Source organism: Mesorhizobium sp. ESP-6-4 (genome assembly GCF_020164735.1).
In the GTDB taxonomy this organism is placed as follows: Bacteria; Pseudomonadota; Alphaproteobacteria; order Rhizobiales; family Rhizobiaceae; genus Mesorhizobium.
In genome coordinates this window covers 589,240-608,265 of sequence record NZ_JAIUGS010000001.1, presented here as the reverse complement: position 1 = coordinate 608,265, position 19,026 = coordinate 589,240, and the positions used below count along the sequence as shown (strand labels likewise).

The 19,026-nt window shown below is 63.5% G+C and carries 14 protein-coding genes; 7 read left to right on the top strand and 7 right to left on the bottom strand.

What is annotated here, in order from left to right; translation table 11 throughout:
• Positions 1-18 precede the first annotated feature (18 nt).
• Positions 19-456 carry a hypothetical protein gene (locus LB523_RS02715; RefSeq protein WP_224600820.1) on the top strand — a complete coding sequence of 146 codons (438 nt, stop codon included), beginning with the start codon at positions 19-21 and terminating at the stop codon, positions 454-456.
• A gap of 1,118 nt (positions 457-1,574) precedes the next feature.
• Here LB523_RS02715 and LB523_RS02710 read toward each other — a convergent pair.
• Positions 1,575-3,887, bottom strand: a complete 2,313-nt coding sequence (locus LB523_RS02710) for a glucose/quinate/shikimate family membrane-bound PQQ-dependent dehydrogenase (protein ID WP_224600819.1) — start codon at positions 3,885-3,887, stop codon at positions 1,575-1,577.
• Between the two features lie 182 nt (positions 3,888-4,069).
• On the opposite strand from LB523_RS02710, the gene LB523_RS02705 reads away from it, so the two are divergent.
• The 3 genes from LB523_RS02705 to LB523_RS02695 all read left to right on the top strand — a co-directional run bounded on the left by LB523_RS02705 (position 4,070) and on the right by LB523_RS02695 (position 8,122).
• Positions 4,070-6,823, top strand: coding sequence for an ATP-dependent helicase (locus LB523_RS02705; RefSeq protein ID WP_224600818.1), 2,754 nt, complete (start codon positions 4,070-4,072; stop codon positions 6,821-6,823).
• 48 nt (positions 6,824-6,871) lie between these two features.
• Positions 6,872-7,360, top strand: coding sequence for a Panacea domain-containing protein (locus tag LB523_RS02700; RefSeq protein WP_224600816.1), 489 nt, complete (start codon positions 6,872-6,874; stop codon positions 7,358-7,360).
• Between the two features lie 210 nt (positions 7,361-7,570).
• A complete protein-coding gene (locus LB523_RS02695) occupies positions 7,571-8,122 on the top strand; it encodes a hypothetical protein (protein ID WP_224600815.1) in 552 nt (183 codons plus the stop codon).
• Positions 8,123-8,164: 42 nt separating this feature from the next.
• Here the strand turns inward: LB523_RS02695 and LB523_RS02690 are convergent, their stop codons facing one another.
• The 5 genes from LB523_RS02690 to LB523_RS02670 all read right to left on the bottom strand — a co-directional run bounded on the left by LB523_RS02690 (position 8,165) and on the right by LB523_RS02670 (position 13,137).
• The gene (locus LB523_RS02690) at positions 8,165-9,223 is read right to left on the bottom strand and encodes an ABC transporter permease (protein WP_140839771.1); all 1,059 of its coding nucleotides are present in this window, start codon (positions 9,221-9,223) and stop codon (positions 8,165-8,167) included.
• Complete coding sequence (locus LB523_RS02685) at positions 9,220-10,011, bottom strand: ATP-binding cassette domain-containing protein (RefSeq protein ID WP_224600814.1); 792 nt, start codon at positions 10,009-10,011, stop codon at positions 9,220-9,222. Before LB523_RS02685 ends, LB523_RS02690 begins: the two co-directional genes overlap by 4 nt.
• Positions 10,012-10,087: 76 nt before the next feature.
• On the bottom strand, positions 10,088-11,095 hold the full coding sequence (locus LB523_RS02680) for a substrate-binding domain-containing protein (RefSeq protein ID WP_224600813.1): 1,008 nt from the start codon (positions 11,093-11,095) through the stop codon (positions 10,088-10,090).
• 105 nt (positions 11,096-11,200) lie between these two features.
• Positions 11,201-12,109, bottom strand: coding sequence for a sugar phosphate isomerase/epimerase family protein (locus tag LB523_RS02675; protein ID WP_224600812.1), 909 nt, complete (start codon positions 12,107-12,109; stop codon positions 11,201-11,203).
• The gene (locus LB523_RS02670) at positions 12,106-13,137 is read right to left on the bottom strand and encodes a Gfo/Idh/MocA family protein (protein ID WP_224600811.1); all 1,032 of its coding nucleotides are present in this window, start codon (positions 13,135-13,137) and stop codon (positions 12,106-12,108) included. Before LB523_RS02670 ends, LB523_RS02675 begins: the two co-directional genes overlap by 4 nt.
• Positions 13,138-13,333: 196 nt before the next feature.
• Here LB523_RS02670 and LB523_RS02665 point away from each other — a divergent pair, with 196 nt between their 5' ends.
• The 3 genes from LB523_RS02665 to LB523_RS02655 all read left to right on the top strand — a co-directional run bounded on the left by LB523_RS02665 (position 13,334) and on the right by LB523_RS02655 (position 17,696).
• Positions 13,334-14,359 (top strand): LacI family DNA-binding transcriptional regulator, encoded by a 1,026-nt coding sequence (locus tag LB523_RS02665; protein ID WP_224600810.1) that lies wholly within the window; start codon positions 13,334-13,336, stop codon positions 14,357-14,359.
• A gap of 273 nt (positions 14,360-14,632) precedes the next feature.
• Positions 14,633-16,105, top strand: a complete 1,473-nt coding sequence (locus LB523_RS02660) for an esterase-like activity of phytase family protein (protein WP_224600809.1) — start codon at positions 14,633-14,635, stop codon at positions 16,103-16,105.
• A gap of 118 nt (positions 16,106-16,223) precedes the next feature.
• On the top strand, positions 16,224-17,696 hold the full coding sequence (locus LB523_RS02655; RefSeq protein WP_224600808.1) for an MATE family efflux transporter: 1,473 nt from the start codon (positions 16,224-16,226) through the stop codon (positions 17,694-17,696).
• A 32-nt stretch (positions 17,697-17,728) separates the two neighbouring features.
• Here LB523_RS02655 and LB523_RS02650 read toward each other — a convergent pair whose 3' ends face one another.
• Positions 17,729-18,937 carry an MFS transporter gene (locus tag LB523_RS02650; protein WP_224600807.1) on the bottom strand — a complete coding sequence of 403 codons (1,209 nt, stop codon included), beginning with the start codon at positions 18,935-18,937 and terminating at the stop codon, positions 17,729-17,731.
• Positions 18,938-19,026: the final 89 nt, after the last annotated feature.

Genomic DNA, 19,026 nt, shown 5'->3' with positions numbered 1-19,026 from the left:
GACGAAAAGGGGAATGCCATGAACATCCAGGATATCATCGACACCGTTTCCTCGAAGGCCGGCCTCGACGAGCCGACCACCGAGAAGGTTGTCGGCACCATTTTTTCCGTGCTCGAGCATGAGGCTGAAGGCACCAGCATTTCGTCCTTCTTCGACCAGATCCCCGGCGCCGGTGAGTTGGCCCAGAAATATGACGTGATGGCCGCCGGCGCGACGGCCAATTCGGGCGGCGGACTTCTGTCGTCACTGCAGGGCGCGCTTGGCGGCGTTCTGGGCGAAAAGGCCGGCGCGCTGATCAACGGCATCGCCGCGCTCAAGGAGTCCGGCCTCGACATGGCGCAGATCCGTCAGGCCGGCGAGACCTTGATCAAGCAGGCCGAGGTTGCCGCCGGCCCTGATCTGACCAACCAGGTGCTGGATCAGGTGCCCAGCTTGCGGGGTCATCTCGGGCTTTGAAGCATTCCGAACCGGTTTTGAACGGCTCGGCCTTTCGACGGCAAAGCTGATCCGCTTTCTGGCGACCGAAGGCCTCCCACCGGCGAAATCGATTAGTCCACCTTATGGGGAACAAGATAGTTCGTAGTTTTTGTGCCTCGGGTGACTGTTAGGGCGGAATATCCAGGCGGCGGCGAATTGGTAACCGTGGCGTCAACCTCCCTGCATCGGCCAATAACTTCGCCGACAGGGGACTTAGCCAAACGATCCGCCAAGGCCGCTCTGCATTCATCGGCGGAGTAGATTTGAGGCGCGATTTCGAGTGGCCGACAAGCCCACCCCGGACTGCACGAAAGCAAAACCAATATCGCTGACGCCTCCGGTCCCATTTCGTATTTTCCTTAACGCTCATCCGACGTGACAAAGGACAGTGCGATCAGGTCATCAACGTCGATGCCGCCGCGACCATTGTCCAAAATGTCGGCGAGAGTTCCCGACCTACGCCGACTGGCAGTGCCTTTGGAAAGGGCCAGCTTAGCCGAGTAGCCAAGGCGCAATTTGGTCTTGCAGTCATCGCACCTGAAGATGCTTACCGCCTTGAACCATGAACCGGTTTTGATGGATCGGCGAGTGGCAGTTAGGGCACTCGTAACGGATGCTGACGTCCCGCAACTCATTGGAAATCGACACCGTCTACCTCTTGCCCGCCCCTCAACGGAGGCCCGCCACCCTGGGGGTGACGGGCATCCATAAACTGGCGATGAAGGGACTCATGTCCGCCAGTCGGGGACACAATGAGATAGTGGGCTATATGTTTCGTCCTTGGGACCAATGCTTGTGATGTGCGACTTCAGTCGGAACCGATAGCCCGACTGGGGACTTGCGCCAGGAACGAACCAACCGACCCTCCGTTGACCCACTGCCGGAGGCTCCCGCTACAGCGGTTGAGCACAAAGCAGAGGCTCCAGCGCTGGCGGGTTACGCGCTGGAGCCGTCTTAAAAGGTTGGAGCGAGAAAATGAAAGACTATCGGAACAGTGTCCTGGAGGCTCGTTGGCTTCTCGCCGTACCCGCGTCGCTTCTCCTGACCGTCCTGCTGGCCGGCTTCTTGCTTTCGTAGCAGGCCGGCCTCGCCTTGTCCTATTTCGGCAGCGTGTAGGCCATCACGTAATCGCCTGGCTTGGTGCCGACCGAGCCGTGGCCGCCGGCGACGATGACGACGAACTGGCGGCCGTCGGCCACCGTATAGGTCATCGGCGTCGACTGGCCGCCCGCCGGCAGCCTCGCCCGCCACAGCTGCCTGCCGGTGGTGAGGTCGTAGGCGCGCAGATAGTCGTCCACCGCGGCGCCTAGGAAAGCGACGCCGCCCGCCGTGATCATCGGCCCGCCGATGCCGGGAACGCCGACCTTGAGCGGCAAAGGCAGCGGCGTCATGTCGTAGACAGTGCCGTTGCGGTGCTTGTAGGCGATGTTTCCCGTCTTGAGGTCGACGCCGGCGACATAGCCCCAGGGCGGCGCCTGGCAGGGAATGCCGAGCGGCGACAGGAACGGTCCCATCACCACCGCGTAAGGCGCGCCTTCATTGCGGTTCAGCCCCTGCTCGCTGCCCTTGGTATCGCCCGGCGGCGGCACGTCCGCGCGCGGGATGAGCTTCGAGGTGAAGGCGAGGTAGGTCGGCATGCCGAACATCACCTGCCGCACCGGATCGACCGCGACGCCGCCCCAGTTGAAGACGCCGAAATTGCCGGGATAGATCAGCGAGCCCTGCAGCGAGGGCGGCGTGTAGCGTCCCTCATAGCGCAGCTTCTTCAATTCGATCCGGCACGCCAGCTGGTCGAACATGGTGATGCCCCACATGTCGGCGCCGGTCAGCGGCTTGGGATTGAAGGACAGGTCCGAGGCCGGCTGCGTCGGCGAGGCATGATCGCCCTCGATCGCGCCGCCGGGCGCCGGCACGTCCTTCACAGGGATGATCGGCTCGCCGGTGCGCCGGTCGAGCACGTAGAGATCGCCCTGCTTGGTCGGCCCGACCAGCGCCGGCACGACGCCGTTCGCGGTGGTGATGTCGACCAGCGACGGCTGCGCCGGCACGTCCATGTCCCACAGATCGTGATGCACGGTCTGCCGGACCCAGCGCAATTGCCCGGTGTTGAGATCGAGCGCGGCGATCGAGGAGGAGAATTTCTCGACATTGGCGCTGCGGCCCATGCCGAGCTGGTCCGGCGTCTGATTGCCGAGCGGAACGTAGAGCAGTCCCAGCTTCTCGTCGGCGCTCGCCGTCGACCACATGTTGGGCGAGTTGTGGGTGTAGGTTTGCCCGGCGGGCAGCGGCGTCGTCACGTCCGGATTGCCGGAATCCCAATTCCATAGGAGCGCGCCGGTGCCGGCGTCGAAGGCGCGGATGACGCCGGACGGTTCCTCGGTCGAATAATTGTCGTTGACCGCGCCGCCGACGATGATCTTGCCGCCGACGATCAGCGGCGCCGACGTCGAATAATAATAGCCCGACTTCGGATAGGGCATGTTGGCCATCAGGTTCAAGGTGCCGCCCTCGGCGAAGGACGGACACACCTGCCCGTTCGCGGCGTCGAGTGCGATCAGCCGGGCGTCGGAGGTCGGCAGATAGATGCGCGCGGCGCAAGGCTGGCCGGGGGCGATCTTGGCATCGGCATAATAGGACACGCCGCGGCAGGTCTGGTGCTGGCGGTTGGGGTCGAGCTTGATCTTCGGATCGTAGCGCCACTTCTCCTTGCCGCTCGCGGCATCGATGGCGATGGCGAAATTATGCGGGGTGCAAATGAACAGCGCATCGCCGATCTTCAGCGGCGTCACCTGATAGGTCGTCTCGCCGATATCGTCGGGGCCTTTCACGTCGCCGGTGCGATAGGTCCAGGCCGGCTGCAGCTTGGCGACGTTGTCCGGCGTGATCTGGTCGAGCGGCGAATAGCGCTGGCCGAAGGGCGTGCGGCCGTAGAACTGCCACTCGCCGGCCGGCATGTCGCCGCCGAGATTGGCGGCCGTCGCCGCCTTTTCGGTGCCCAGCGTGCCGCCGATATCCATGGGATCGGCGGTCATCGAATAACCGGCGACCGCGAGCGAGGCGAGCACGGCCAGGATCAGCGGCGCGCGTCCGTCCGGCCCCCGCAGCCCCCGCCTTGCCCACGGCGTCAAAAGCCACAAGGCGATCAGCACGATGACGCCGCCGCGCGGGCCGAGCTGCCACCAGTCGAAGCCGATTTCCCACACCGCCCAGCATAAAGTGGCAAGCACGAACAGCGCGTAGAGCCAGAGCGAGGTCGACCGGCGCCTGAACAACAGCCAGGCGGTGATCAGGAAGATCAGGCCGGCGATCAGGTAGTACCAGCTGCCGCCCAGCGCGATGAGCCAGATGCCGCCGCCGCCGAGAATGAGACCGATGAGGAAGAGGACGAGGGAGGTGATGGTGACAGCCAAGACGGTGCTCCTTCGACTGTTGCGCCTTTGCGGCCGCTCTGAGGCGACGGCGCGCCGTCCCTGCCCCGCCGGCAGCTTTCCCTCGCTCGCTCCGGCTGTCAAGTTGGGGGCAGACACGCGAAACTAGAACAAAACGTAGACAGTTCTGGTCTTTCGCTGCCGAATCACTACATTCGGGAGCGATGTCGGGCTTTTCCGAAGACATGCCTTTTTTCGATGAACCGAATGCGCGGCCGGCAGCGGCTCCATCCGGCATAGCCGCGCGCGCCATGGCCGCCCGCAGCGGCCAGAACGGCGTGCCCGATTATCTCAAGGGCCTGAATCCGGAGCAGCGGCTCGCCGTCGAGACGACCGAAGGCCCGGTTCTGGTGCTGGCCGGCGCGGGCACCGGCAAGACGCGGGTGCTCACCACGCGCATCGCTCACATCCTTGCTACCGGCAGGGCCTTTCCCTCGCAGATCCTGGCTGTCACCTTCACCAACAAGGCCGCGCGCGAGATGAAGCAGCGCATCGGCATCCTGATCGGCGAAGGCAATGTCGAGGGCATGCCTTGGCTCGGCACCTTCCACTCGATCGGCGTGAAGCTGCTTCGCAGACATGCCGAGCTGGCCGGGCTGAAATCGGACTTCACCATCCTCGACACCGACGACGTGGTGCGGCTGATCAAGCAGCTGATCCAGGCCGAAGGGCTGGACGACAAGCGCTGGCCGGCCAAGACATTCGCCCAGATGCTCGACAACTGGAAGAATAAGGGCCTTGGCCCGGACGAAATAGCGGAAGGCGATGCGCGCAGCTTCGGCAACGGCAAGGGCCGCCAGCTCTACAAGGCCTACCAGGAACGGCTGCAGACGCTGAATTCCTGCGATTTCGGCGACCTGCTCTATCACCCGATCCGCATCTTCCGCGCCTATCCGGACGTGCTGAAGGACTACCACCGCAAGTTCAAATACATCCTCGTCGACGAATACCAGGACACCAACACCGCGCAATACATGTGGCTGCGGCTTTTGGCGCAGAGGCCGGGGACTCCGAGAAATGGGGCCCCGGGCGGCCGCGCACCGAGCGCATCGAAATCGACTATCGATAGAACAGAAGGTGGTCACTACAGACCACCAGTTCCCGAAGAGGGGCCGTTAGCCCGCAGCGATGAATGGGACGTTTCGGCCGAAGGCCGCAAGCCCGACTGGGCGTCCGAGCCGTTGCGAGGCCCCCGCGGAGGGCCCGCGCCGGCAGGCGCGGAACAGCCCGTGAGCGTGAATATTTGCTGCGTCGGCGACGACGACCAGTCGATCTATGGCTGGCGCGGCGCCGAGGTCGACAACATCCTGCGCTTCGACAAGGATTTTCCGGGCGCCACCATCATCCGGCTGGAGCGCAACTACCGGTCCACCGCGCATATTTTGGGCGCCGCCTCTCACCTCATCGCCCACAATGAGGGCCGCTTCGGCAAGACGCTGTTCACCGACCGCGACGACCCCGAGGATGACAAGGTCCACGTCCACGCCGCCTGGGACTCGGAGGAAGAGGCTCGGGCCATCGGCGATGCCATCGAGGCCTACCAGCGCCAAAAACACAATCTCAACGACATGGCGATCCTGGTGCGCGCCTCCTTCCAGATGCGTGCCTTCGAAGACCGTTTCATTACGCTGGGCCTCAATTACCGCGTCATCGGAGGCCCGCGCTTCTATGAGCGCCTGGAAATCCGCGATGCGTTGGCCTTCTTCCGCGTCGTCGCCAATGGCGGCGACGACCTCGCCTTCGAGCGCATCGTCAACGTGCCGAAGCGCGGATTGGGCGAAGCCACCATCCGCCAGATCCACGACACGGCGCGGGCCATGCGCGTCCCCATGCTGGAGGCCGCCGCAACGCTTGCCGAAAGCGACGAGCTGAAGCCGAAGCCGCGCGCGGCGCTGCGCGAGGTCGCAGCCAATTTCGAGCGCTGGCAGAAGGCGCTGGAAACCACCCCGCACACCGAGCTCGCCGAGACCATCCTGGAGGAAAGCGGCTACACCGACATGTGGAAGAACGACCGTTCGGCGGATTCGCCCGGGCGGCTGGAAAACCTCAAGGAGCTGATCCGCTCCATGGAGGAGTATGAATCGCTGCGTTCCTTCCTCGAGCATGTCGCGCTGGTGATGGAGGCCGAGCAGGGCGAATCGCAGGATGCGGTCTCGATCATGACCCTGCATTCGGCCAAGGGCCTCGAATTCGAGACCGTCTTCCTGCCCGGCTGGGAGGAAGGCCTGTTCCCGCATCAGCGCGCGCTGGATGAAGGCGGACGCTCCGGCCTCGAGGAAGAGCGCCGGCTCGCCTATGTCGGCCTGACGCGGGCGAAAAAGAACCTGCATATCTGGTTCGTCTCCAACCGCCAGATTCACGGCCTGTGGCAATCGACGATCCCGTCGCGCTTCGTCGACGAATTGCCCGAAACCCATATCGATATCGCCGACAGCGGCAACAGCTACGGCGGCTACGGCAATCCCTATGGCGGCGGCTCGTTCGCCTCCGGCCGCGGCGGCGGACGACAGAACCCCTATGGTGCCTCGCGCTTCGACAATATCGGCGCCAAGGACCAGGGCAGCTTCTCCAACACCTATGCCACGCCCGGCTGGCAACGCGCGCAGGCCAACCGCACCGAGGCGACCGACCGCAACTGGGGCACGCGCTCCGGCCACCAGGTCGAGCGCATCGGCTATGGCGAGACCGATTCAGGCTACGGCGCCGGCCGCACCAGCGTGAAGGGCCGCACCATCGAGGGCGAGCTGGTCGCCAAATCCGTCGCCGACACGCCATCCGCCTTCAATGTCGGCGACCGCGTCTTCCACCAGAAATTCGGCAACGGCAACATCGCGGCCATCGACGGCAACAAGCTCACCATCGATTTCGACAAGGCCGGCCAGAAACGCGTGCTGGACGGGTTTGTCGCGCCGGTGTGAGAGCTTATCGATTTGTCCTAAAGGAACAAATAGGGTACAATCGCTTGCATGGCTTACGACTCACGATATATTGCAAATTTGGTGCTTGATCGTGCGGACGCCGAGGGGCTTGGAATTACGAATCTTGAAATCAACAAGATAATCTATTTTTTGCATTCTACATATCTGGCAAATTTTGATAGGCCATTAATTGATGCAAAGATAGAAGCCTGGGACTATGGTCCAGTAATTAGAGAAATATACTCAGAGTTTAAGCGATTTGGAGCTTCGGATATTAGTGCAAGGGCCACAAGATTAGACTTAAATTCTCTAAAGAGAGCGCCAGTGTACGAAACCATGAGTAGTTCAGATGAAACTTTCTTGCATCCGCTGATTGATAAATACATGCATTTGGGGGCAACTAAACTCGTTAATATGTCTCACGAAAAAGGTGGACCGTGGGACCTAGTGTATAATGCTTCGGGGAGGAGCAATCCTGGAATGGAGATAACCAACGATCTCATTCAGCGATACTTTTTAAGGCAAACCCGACATTAATGAGGAACGCTCGTGCAGATAAGCAAACTTAGTAGGCCTCCCTACGCTCACAATTGGGTTCGTTACGTTTTCCCTGATCGTGTTCGAACTACCAAGGAACTCGTCAGGTTCGCAACGGGTGTTCCGACCACCACATATTCTGCAGCGTCGCCGATTATTCGAGATCGAATTGTTTATGGGTTAGATCGGCGAACAGCGTTAATCGCAGCAATGTCCAAAGGACGCGCAAATAGTCGCGGCATTGTCGCCGAATATGTTACGGCGTTTTATGACTACGATGAAAAAAGAGGTTACTTCGGCAAGCCCTGTTTTGACGAAATAGTTGAACCATTTCGAGTTGGTAAGGGTCTTGTCGTTCCCGTCAAGCCCCTGATTACCATCGTTGAGAATGGACTACAGGTTCCCATTTTCACTGTGGGTTGGGCGAATTTCCCGCTGACCAAATGGCAAATGCGTCTGCTTGCCACAATTTTCGAAGACGCGGTCTTCTCGCTTACCGACTTTAGAAAATCTCCTGGCGAATTTCTCTGCTTCCCAAAAGTTGGGAAAGGTGATGCATCTAAGCGCCAGCCTCTGGTCTGGAGACGCGGTGATTTTGAGCTTCTCTCAAGAAATGAACTTCGCGAGTGCCTTGATGAATTTTTGCTCGCGCTGGAAGATGCGAAAATAATTCTAGAGGCAGCACTTCGGAAAGAAAAGGCTGAAGCCCCCGCTGCGGAAGAAACACCGCTGAGCGAGACGCCACTGTTTGACTGGCGCTAGGGCGCTGACGACAGTTGGTTCCAGGCTCTGACTTCGGGTGAGTTACCTGTACCTTGCCTGGTTCCACTTATGGCCGAGCAGCGACAGGATAATGATCAGCCCGTTGAAGAACTGCACGTAGAAGCCGCTCAGGCCCGCCGCCACCACGCCGGTCTGGATGAACGACACCGTGACCGCGCCGATCGCGCCGCCGACCACCGTGCCGATGCCGCCCCAGGTCGGCGTGCCGCCGACGAACACCGAGGCCAGCACCGGCAGCAGATAGCCGTCGCCCGCCGTCGGCCACCAGGTGAAATTGATCATCACCGAGAAGGTGCCGGCGATCGCCGCGCCGATGCCGACGAAGACGAACACTTTCACCCGAACCCATTTGACGTCGATACCCATCTGCCTGGCGCTGTCGGGATTGTCCCCGACCACTTTCACCTGCGCGCCGAAACGATGCCGGTTGTAGAGCAGCGCCGAGAACACCACGAAGGCGATAGCCCAGAATATCTGCACCGGGATGCCCCAGACCTGGCTGGAGAAGATCTTGTAGGCCGAGCTGTCGGCAAGGCCGGTCAGCGCCGTCGACTTGCCTTCGTTGATAATCTGGATCAGCCCGCGCAGCAGGAAGTTCATGCCGAGCGTGGCGATCAGCGACGACAGCCCGCCATAGACGACCAGCGAGCCGACCAGGAAACCGAGCAGCGTGCCGGTGACGAGCGCCGCCGCGATGCCGATAAACGGATCGTAGCCGGCCTGCACGACCAGCGCGAAGACCCAGGAGGCAAAGCCCATTGTCGCCGGAAATGACAGGTCGATCTCGCCGCAGGTGACGACGAAGACCAGCGGCACGACCACGAATAGCGCGACGGGAAGCGTCGTCAGCACGGAGCTGTAGAGATACCACGTTGTGAAGACGGTGGGGTTGGCGATGATGAACACCGCCATCATGACTATGAACACGGCGAGCGTGCCGAGCGAGGCGCGGTTGTCGAGGACAAAGCCGCGCAGCCAGTGATTGGACGGATGGCTCCATTCCTTGGCCTGTCCCTTGGCTGCCTTGCCGCTTGCCGTTCCCAAAGGCGTTTGCAGATCGGGTTCCATGGCCTTGCTCATTGCGCTCCCTGCTCCGCGCCCTCGTGCAGTCCCGGCAATCCGCCGGGGTGTGCTACGTCTTCCATGAAGTCGATGAGGTCTTCTGCCGACTTGACCTCGTTGCGGTCGACCGCGAGCGCCACCTTGCCGCGGTCGAGCACGACGAAGCGGTCGGCAATGTCGAAGACATGGTGGATGTTGTGCCCGATGAACAGGATCGAGCGGCCGCTCGCCCGCACCTGGCGCACGAAATGGAAGACCTTGGCGGTCTCGGTCAGCGACAGCGCCGTGGTCGGCTCGTCGAGGATGATCAGTTCCGCCTGCTTGTAGATGGCGCGGGCGATCGCCACGCCCTGACGCTCGCCGCCCGAAAGCTGGCCGACGATCGAGTGCGGCGTGAACACCTTCGAGGTGAAGCCGATCTCGCGCATCAGCCGGCTCGCCTCCTCGATCTCCTTGTCGACCTTAAGCCAGCCCATGAAGCTGGTCAGCTCGCGACCCATGAAGATGTTGCGCACGATGGTCTGCTGCACGGCCAGCGCGCGGTCCTGGAACACCGTCTCGATGCCGGCGTCGCGCGAGCGCGCCGCGCTCCACCCGGTGACCGGCTTGTCGCGCACCAGGATCTCGCCGCTGGTCGGCTTGACCACGCCTGACAGGATCTTGATCAGCGTCGATTTGCCGGCGCCGTTGTCGCCGATAAGGCCGACCACCTCGCCGCGGTCGACGCTGAGGTTGACCCCGCCCAGCGCATAGACCTGGCCATAGGATTTCTTGATGTCGCGCAGTTCGATGATGCGTTCGCCCATGCGATCCTCGCTGGAATTGTCTGTCTGCCGGTCATCTCGCCGGCCGGGCAATAATCCCGGCCGGCGGCTTGGGAGGTCAACGCAATGCCTGCTTGGCGAGCTCTGAGACGATCTCGTAGTTCTGCGGCGTGACGAAGCCGGCGCCGGTGTCGACATTCATCGGCGCCAGCCCCAGCACCACCTGCTGGCAAAGACTGAGGATCGGCAGATAGCCCTGCAGGAACGGCTGCTGGTCGGCCGTCAGCTGCACCCAGCCGCCCTTGAAGCCTTCGACGATCTGCGGACTGGTGTCGAAGCCGAAGTTGAAGATGTCGCCGGGCTTGCGGCCCGCCGCCTGCATATAGGTCGCGACATTGCCGAGCATCTGGCCGCCGGGGTAGCCGACCGCCTTGACGTCGGGGTGGTTGAGCAGCGCCGCGGTGATCACCGGAATGGCGAGGTTGGGATCCGACGCCCATTCGCCGCTCGGCGGCGACGAGAGCTGGATCACCTCGACCCCCGCTTCCTTCAGCGCCGCCACCGTGCCGCGCTCGCGCGCGCCGCGATTCTCGTTCTCGAACGGGCCGATCATGATCGCCTTGTCGCCGGCCTTGAGCTTGCCGAGCTTGAACGCCTCGACACCGAGCGCGCGGCCCTGCTGCTCCTGCTGCGCACCGACATAGCCGCCGCCGAACGCCGCCACCACCTTCGGCACCGGAACGTTCTGGTACATCATCTTGATGCCGTCCTTATGCGCCTGCTCGGCCAAAGGCATGATCGCCGCGTCGCCCGGATGGCCCATCATGGCGATGCCCTGCGGCTTGACCGCGACCGCCTCGCGCAATTGCTGCACCATCTTCTCGACGTCCCACTGCGAGAAGATGTAGTCGACCTTCGGCCCGAGATCGGCCGCCGCCTGCTTGGCGCCATTATAGACGATGGTGCCGAAGGCGTCGCCCTCGGCGCCACCGACGAAGAAGCGGATGTGTACGTCCTTGCACCATTGCGCGTCGAGCGCGTGCGCCGGCAAGGCAGAGATCGAAGCGCAGAGCGCCGTGGCAGCCGCCACGACGGTCGAGCGCAGAACAGTCCTTCTGGTCGTCATGCACGTTCCTCCCTTTTAGATCCTCCCGATGGAGGGTTTCGAATTGATCTGCGTCCTCGGTCGGCCGGCTCCTCCCGCCGGCCAATCCTCACATCGAATCTGACCTCAAGCCGGATTGGGCAGGTAGCTGTTCCCTCCCCGGCATTGCTTCAGATAGTCGAGCGCGCGCGCCTGTCCGGTGATCTCGAGGTCGCCGCGATAGACCGGATCGTGCCAGCCCTCGATGTCGATGGCGCCCTTGTAGCCGGCCAGCCGCAACTCGCTGATCACCCGCGTCCAGTCGCTGTCGCCGAAGCCTGGCGTGCGCATCTGCACGAAAGGCAGTCGGCCGAACACGCCATGCTCTCGGATGACGTCCCAGCGCACGGTCGCGTCCTTGCCATGGACATGGAAGATGCGCGGCGCCCATTTGCGGATCTGCGGGATCGGATCGATCAGGTAGACAAGCTGATGGCAGGGCTCCCATTCCAGCCCGAGATTGTCGTTTGGCAATTCGTTGAACATCAGCTCCCAGGCATCGGGATTGTGGGCGATGTTCCAGTCGCCGCTCGCCCAGTTGCCGTCCATCGCGCAATTCTCGAAAGCGATGCGCACGCCCTTGTCGGCGGCGCGCCTGGCCAGCGGCCCCCACACCTCGCGGAAGCGCGACAGGCTGTCGGTCAGCTTCTTGCCGCGGATGCGGCCGGTGAAGCCGCTCACCGTCTCGGCGCCGAACAGATGCGCATTATCGATCACCGTCTCCCAGGCCGCCAGCACACCGCGATCGACCTCTCCATTCTCGAGCGGGTTGCCGAACACCCCGATCGAGGACACGGTCACATCGGCATCGCCGATCGCCTCGCGGATCTCGCCCGCCAGGCGCTTCAGGTCCTTGCCGCCCAGCGTCTGCCAGAAGAAGGGCTGGATGCTCTCGAAGCCGAGCGGCAGGATCTGCCTGACATAGGCGGCCGGATCTTCGAGATTGGCCCGCACCATGGTGCCGATCCTGATATCGAGAAGCGGGTTTGCCGTCATTGTGCTTCCTTGGCGATTGTCACGCGCCGCCCGTTCTCCGCGCTCTCGATGGCGCCGAAAACCATGGCCAGGCTCTTGATGTTGTCGGCGCCGCGCGTCTCCGGCTCGGCGCCGGTCTCGATCGCGTGCATGAAATCCCGGATGATGCCGAGGTGGCCGTCGACGCGGTCGGCGGGATCGAGCGGCGGCACTTCGATGGGCTGGGTCTTGTCGATGATCCCGTCGCGGCCGGACGCAATCACCTCCGCCTTCAGCCCGTCGTGGCCGTCCCACAAGAGGCTGCCGCGCTCGGCGACGATACGCCAGCTTCCCTCCCAACTCGTGCGGAAACCGTCGGCGCACCAGGAGCCGGCATAGGTGAAGATCTTGCCGCCGCCGAGGTCGAAGACGGCGCTGGCCGACGACCCCTGCCGATACCAGGAATTCACGGGTTCCCATTCCTGGCAATAGACGCTGGCCGGCTCGCCGGCGACCATGTAACGCGCGGCATCGAACGTGTGGATCGCCATGTCGAGCAAGAGCACATGGGCCATCTCCTCGCGAAAACCGCCGAAATGCGGCGCGACGAAGAAGTCGGCGTGGATGCTGGTCGGCTTACCGATGACGCCGGAGTCCAGGAAGCGCCTGATGCGCCTGACATTGGCGACATAGCGGCGGTTCTGGACGACTGCATGGATGCGCCTCGCCTTGCGCGCTGCCTCGACGATGGCGCGCGCATTTTCGGGGCTGTCGGCCAGCGGCTTCTCGGTGAGCAGATGGCAGTTGTGCGCGAAGGCCGAAAGCGCGACCGCGCGGCGTGCGGCGGGAACCACGACGTCGAACACGGCATCGGGCTTGGTCTGGTCGAGAACGGCGTCGAGGTTGGTGCCGATGACGGCGCTGGACAGCGCGTATTCGCGCGCCCTCGCCTGTGCCCGCTCGGCATCGAGGTCGACGAGGCCGACAATGGCGAGCCCGTCGATCTGCTTGACGGCATCGAGCCAGTGCTTGCTCATCGCTCCGCATCCGGCCAGGACGACCCTCATCATCCAGCACTCCTCCTCCGCCGGTCCCTCCAGACCGGACGTCACGGCGTCCACGGCGTCACCGTAAACGTTTTTCCGTAAACGTTTACGAGAACACACCCGATGGCGTAGAATGTCAACCGGCTGCCTGCAAAAATCGTCCCGAAGCCTTGGCCTGAGCGGCAGCCGGTGCTAGCCAAGGCAGGGGGAGAATCCGTCCTTGGCGTCAAGCATCCACGATCTCGCGCGTCACCTGAACATCTCGATCGGCACCGTGTCGCGCGCGCTGAACGGCCGTGCCGACGTCAATGCCGACACACGCCAGCGTGTGCTCGAAGCAGCCAGGAAGCTGAACTATTCGCCCAATCAGTCAGGCCGCAGCCTGCGCCAGGGCGCCACCCGCTCGATCGCCTTCATGCTGCAGCCGCATCCCGGCGACCAGCAATATGGCGAGCCGTTCTTCATCCCGTTCCTGACCGGCCTGCAGGCGCGGCTCGCCGAGCATGACCTGGATCTGATGGTCGTCATGGGTGAGCCGGGCCAATATCAGCAGGAGCGGTTGCGCCGCGTGGTCGAGACGCGCCGGGCCGACGCGGTCGTGTTGGCCAATACGCGAAGGGAAGACGATCGGATCGAGTATCTCAGCAAGGCCGGCTTTCCCTTCGCCACGCTTGGCCGAAGTCAGTCCGGCGGCGACACATATCCTTCACTCGATATCGATTTCGAAAGGGCGGGTGATGAAGCCGTCGACCGGCTGGTCGCGCGCGGCCACCGCCGCATTGCCGCTATTCGCCCTTCGCTTGATCTCAACTTCGGCTACCTGTTCCTCGACGGCTACCGCAAGGCACTGAAGCGGCACGGTATCGAGGTCGACCCCGACCTGATCGCCGACGGCTTCATCAACGAGACCGGCGGCTACCAGGTGACGCCGCAAGTAATGCGCTCCAAAAACCCTCCGACGGCGATCATCTTCAACAATGACGCGATGGCGCTCGGCGGCTGCAAGGCGCTGGCCGAGATGGGTATCAAGCCGGGCCATGACATGGCCGTGATCGTCATCGTCGACACGCCGCTCTGCCGCTACTTTTCGCCGACGCTGACCGCCTTCCGTCCGTCGCTGGAGCCCATGGGCCGGCGGCTGGCCGAGATGCTGCTCGCTTCGCTTCCCGCATTCGCCGGCCCTGAGGGCACACGCATCATCCGCGAAGTCTGGCCGCTGGAGCTGATTGCAAGAGAGAGCGATTGAGCGGAGGCGCTTTCCCTTCTCCCCTTGTGGGAGAAGGTGTCGCCGAAGGCGACGGATGAGGGGTGTTCCAGATGGCACCAGCCTCTCACTCCGCTGGAGCACCCCTCATCCGTCTCGGCGCTACGCGCCGATCCACCTTCTCCCACAAGGGGAGAAGGAAACTGTCACGCAACCATCACGTTCGCGTCCTAGACCGCTCGATGGGAACCGGCTCGCCGCATCGCCGATGCGCGTTCCTTCCAGGCCGCTCTGCTCGTCAAGAAGGGGATATCGATGAAACATCTCAACCGAACCGTCGCGCTCGGCGCGGCACTTGCCTTGTTCACTTCCCTGACCCCGGCGCTCGCCGACGGCGTCGCTTACGTCAACAAGGGACTCGTCGGCATCGGCCGCATCCCGGCCAACCAGAAGGACAAGTTCGGCGAGACCTTCGGTTCAGGTTCAGGCATGGCGATCGACACCAAATCCTGGACGCGTGAAGGGGCCACCTACAAGGGTTCGCTCTGGCTGCTGCCGGACCGCGGCTACAATGTCGTCGGAACCACCGATTATCGCCCGCGCCTCAACACCATCTCGATCGAGCTGGCGCCGACAGCACCCGGCGCGGCGCCCGCTGCCGGACAGGAACAGTCGGGCGTTAAGGCGACGCTCGCCGACACGATGCTTCTGACCGACGACAAGGGCGCCGACGCCACCGGCCTCGATCCGTTGAACGGCGTGCGCGCCGCCGCCGGCGACATGCCGATGCTGCCTGAGGCCAATGGCAAGCTGGCGCTCGATGACGAAGCGATCGTGCGGCTGCCGGACGGCACGATGTTCATCTCAGACGAATATGGTCCCAACATCTACCGCTTTTCGGCCGAAGGCCGTCTGATGTCGGCGACCCAACCGCCCGCGGCGCTGGTTCCGATGCGCCACGGCAAGCCGAACTTCGCGTCCGACAACCCGGGCCCGGGCGCTGCCGAGCCCGATCCGAAGGATCCCGAAACCGGCCGCCAGAACAACCAGGGCCTCGAAGGCATGTCGATGACGCCGGACGGCAGGTTCCTGATCGCCGTGCTGCAGTCGGCGCCCCGCCAGGACGGCGGCGATTCCGGCTCGACCCGCCAGAACACCCGCGCGCTGGTTTACGACGCTTCCGATCTCGCCCACCTCAAGCTGGCGCATGAATATGTCGTGCCGTTGCCGGTGTTCAAGGATGCCAAGGGCAAGACCAAGGTGGCCGCTCAGAGCGAGATCGTCGCACTCTCCGACAAGAGCTTTCTGATGCTGGCGCGCGACTCAGGCAACGGCCAGGGCGTTAAGGGCGACGAGTCGCTCTATCGCAAGATCGAGATCGTCGACCTCTCCGCCGCCACCGATATCGCCAACGGACCGTTCGACGCCGCCGACAAGCCGGTCGCGCCGAAGGGCATGCTCGATGCGTCGGTGACGCCGGCCAAGCTGACGCCGTTCATCGACATCAACGACAAGGGCGAGCTCGGCCGCTTCGGCCTGCACAACGGCGCGCCGAACGACAAGAACAACCTCTCGGAGAAGTGGGAGGCGATGTCGCTGGCGCCGGTGCTCGATCCGAAGCTGCCCGACGACTATTTCCTGTTCGTCGCCAACGACAACGACTTCCTCACCCAGGACGGCTTCCAGGTCGGCGCTGCGTACAAGGCCGAGGACGGCGCCGATGTCGACACCACCTTCCTGGTCTATCAGGTCACACTCCCCGGCCTTTCTGGAAACACCACTCAGTAATGGGATGCGGTCGGCTGCCGCGGCAGCCGACCCTCTTCTGAAGGGATGCATGAGCATCAGGCCTGCGATAGCATCGCGGGCCTGATTCAGTTTCGGCCCCATTGCCATGGGTAACAACATGGATGACGAACAGCCCACCCGCCGGCGGACCGGCGACCTGACCAGCGGCCCCATTCCGCGCACGCTGCTTTTGTTCGCCCTGCCGGTGCTGGGCTCCAACGTGCTGCAGTCACTCAACGGCTCGATCAACGCGGTCTGGGTCGGCCGCTTCCTCGGCGAGGCGGCGCTGACGGCGACCTCCAACGCCAATCTGGTGCTGTTCCTCATCCTCGGCACCGTCTTCGGCATCGGCATGGCGGCGACCATTCTGGTGGCGCAATCGGTCGGCGCCCGCGACCTGCCCGAGGCGAAGCGCATCGTCGGAACCAGCGCCACCTTCTTCTTCCTCGTCTCGGTCGTGTTCGCCGTCTGCGGCTGGATCTGGGTCGACGCCATCCTGACCGGGCTCGGCACGCCGGCCGATGCCTTGCCTTTGGCGCGCGCCTATTTGCGCATCATCTTCGTCGCGGTGCCGATGATGAACCTTTTATCCTTCGTCATGACCGTGCTGCGCGGCGCCGGCGACTCGCGAACCCCGTTCGTCTTCATGGCGCTGGCGGTCGTGCTCGACGTCGTGCTCAATCCGCTGCTGATCCGCGGCATCGGCCCCTTCCCCGAGCTCGGCATTGCCGGTTCGGCAACGTCGACGCTCATAGGCCAGACGGTGAGCGTGATTGCCATCCTGATCGTGCTTTATGTGCGCAAACACCCGCTGCGGCTGGCGGGCAGCGATCTCTCGCTGCTGCGGCCCGACCCGAAATTGCTGCGCATCGTCGTCTTCAAGGGCATTCCGATGGGGCTGCAGATGATCGTCATCTCGGCGGCGGCATTGACCGTGATGGGCATCGTCAATTCCTACGGCTCCCAGGTAGCCGCCGCTTACGGCATCGCCGCGCAGCTCTGGACCTACATCCAGATGCCGGCTCTGGCGATCGGCGCCGCCGTCTCCTCGATGGCGGCGCAGAATGTCGGCGCCGGGCGCTGGGACCGCATCGGCAGGGTCGCGGCGTCGGGCGTCGGCTTCAACTTGGTGCTGACCGGCGCGCTGGTGGCGCTGCTTTTCGTCTTCGACCGCGCAGTGCTCAGCCTCTTCCTCAGCACCGACAGCGCCGCGATCGACATCGCCGCCCACATCAACAAGGTGGCGTCCTGGTCGTTCATCCTGTTCGGCGTCACGATCGTGCTGTTCGCCACGGTGCGGGCCACCGGCGCTGTCATGCCGCCGCTGATCATCCTGATCATCTCGGTGTTGATCATTCGCACCGGCTTTGCCTATTCCATGCGCAGCGTCATCGGCCAGGAGGCGCTGTGGTGGAGCTTTCCGGCAGGTTCGATCGCCTCGCTGGCCCTCGCCGCCGCCTATTACCGCTTCGGCCGCTGGCGCACGATGCACATGATTGAGGACAGGCCGGCGGCCGGCGAGCCGCCCGACACGGGCCTCGGCGTGCCGCGCCAGCGCGCGCAGCTCCTGCCGGAGACGCCGAACGGCTAAAATCCGCGACGACAGGAAAACGTGAAAATCCGCTACCGCGCGTATTTGGCGCCGAAGCCAAGCGCCACCAGCGAGAAGACGACGATCATGCCGGCAAAGGCCAGGCTTGCGATGGTTGCGTTCGCCAGGCTCGACAGGATGCCGATGCCGATCACCGGCAGCGCGTTGCCGCAGAAGCAACAGATGAAGAAGGACGAGACCACCTCGGCGCGGCGGTCGGCGGGCGCGATCTGATTCACCACTTGCAGGCCGCCGCGATAGCCGAGCGCCGCCGCCACGCCGCAGAGCGCCGTCGCAACGATCATCAGGAGCATCGAGGCATAGACCTGCGCCGCCACGATCAGCGCCACGGTCGGGATCATCAGCACCAGCGCGGCAAGCATGGTGGAGCGGCTGGAGAGCCATGTGGTGGCGACGATGGTGATGGCCGCCACAATCGACAGCTCGAAGAAAAGCCCGCCAGCCTCGGCATGATTGGTCACATGCAGCTGCTGCGCCAGGATGCTCGGCGCCAGCGCCGCGTAGAAGCCGACCAGCGCCATGGCGCCGAAGCCAGTCACCGCCGGCGCCACGAATTGCGCGCGGATGTTGTCCGGCACCGAAAGCCGCGGCCTCAGCGAGACGTCGGAGAACCGTCGGGGCCTGGAGACGGTTTCCTGCGTGCGCCAGATCAGTAGGGTGACCAAGGCAAGCAGCACGAGATAGACGGCGAATGTCAGCCTGAGCGGCCAGGGCGCATATTGGGCTAGCAGCCCCGACATGAGCGCGCCGGCCCCGAGACCGACAAAGTTGGTGCTGGTGGCGATGACGGCGGCGCGTGACTTGTCCTTGCCTTCGATCAGCTCGGCCAGCCAGGCGGTGCCCGCCCCCGCGCCGACACCGATGCCGAGCCCGCTGAGGATACGGGCGATGTCGAGCCAGGCGAGGTTTTCGGCGAAGAGGAAAAACAACGCACTGACCACGGCAACGCCCATCGCCGCTAGCGCGGCGGGGCGGCGGCCGACGACATCCGACAGGCGGCCGAAAAACAGCAACGCCGCCAGATTGCCGACCACATAGACGGCGTAAACCAGCGTCAGCGTGACCTGCGAGAAGCCGAAGGCCTGCTTGTAGATCACATAAAGCGGCGTCAGCGCGGTGCTGCCGGCAAAAAGCGCTGCGATCATGGCGGCGACGACGGCCATTGCGGCGCCGCCGCCAAGCTCATTGTCACGCGTCATGGTTTGAGCGTAGCTGGTCATGGCAACCTCCGGGGGTTGCAAGCCCAACGCCTATATAATGGCGCTGTTCCAGCCACCGAATGTCCTCCTGACAATCCTGACAGGATGGT

What these genes read in the sequence shown, in the direction of transcription:
- LB523_RS02690 (WP_140839771.1), bottom strand. Translation starts at nt 9,223, where the DNA reads ATGAGCAAGGCCATGGAACCCGATCTGCAAACGCCTTTGGGAACGGCA.
- LB523_RS02660 (WP_224600809.1), top strand. Translation starts at nt 14,633, where the DNA reads ATGAAACATCTCAACCGAACCGTCGCGCTCGGCGCGGCACTTGCCTTG.
- LB523_RS02695 (WP_224600815.1), top strand. Translation starts at nt 7,571, where the DNA reads ATGTCCAAAGGACGCGCAAATAGTCGCGGCATTGTCGCCGAATATGTT.
- LB523_RS02675 (WP_224600812.1), bottom strand. Translation starts at nt 12,109, where the DNA reads ATGACGGCAAACCCGCTTCTCGATATCAGGATCGGCACCATGGTGCGG.
- LB523_RS02715 (WP_224600820.1), top strand. Translation starts at nt 19, where the DNA reads ATGAACATCCAGGATATCATCGACACCGTTTCCTCGAAGGCCGGCCTC.
- LB523_RS02655 (WP_224600808.1), top strand. Translation starts at nt 16,224, where the DNA reads ATGGATGACGAACAGCCCACCCGCCGGCGGACCGGCGACCTGACCAGC.
- LB523_RS02685 (WP_224600814.1), bottom strand. Translation starts at nt 10,011, where the DNA reads ATGGGCGAACGCATCATCGAACTGCGCGACATCAAGAAATCCTATGGC.
- LB523_RS02705 (WP_224600818.1), top strand. Translation starts at nt 4,070, where the DNA reads ATGTCGGGCTTTTCCGAAGACATGCCTTTTTTCGATGAACCGAATGCG.
- LB523_RS02680 (WP_224600813.1), bottom strand. Translation starts at nt 11,095, where the DNA reads ATGACGACCAGAAGGACTGTTCTGCGCTCGACCGTCGTGGCGGCTGCC.
- LB523_RS02650 (WP_224600807.1), bottom strand. Translation starts at nt 18,937, where the DNA reads ATGACCAGCTACGCTCAAACCATGACGCGTGACAATGAGCTTGGCGGC.
- LB523_RS02700 (WP_224600816.1), top strand. Translation starts at nt 6,872, where the DNA reads ATGGCTTACGACTCACGATATATTGCAAATTTGGTGCTTGATCGTGCG.
- LB523_RS02670 (WP_224600811.1), bottom strand. Translation starts at nt 13,137, where the DNA reads ATGATGAGGGTCGTCCTGGCCGGATGCGGAGCGATGAGCAAGCACTGG.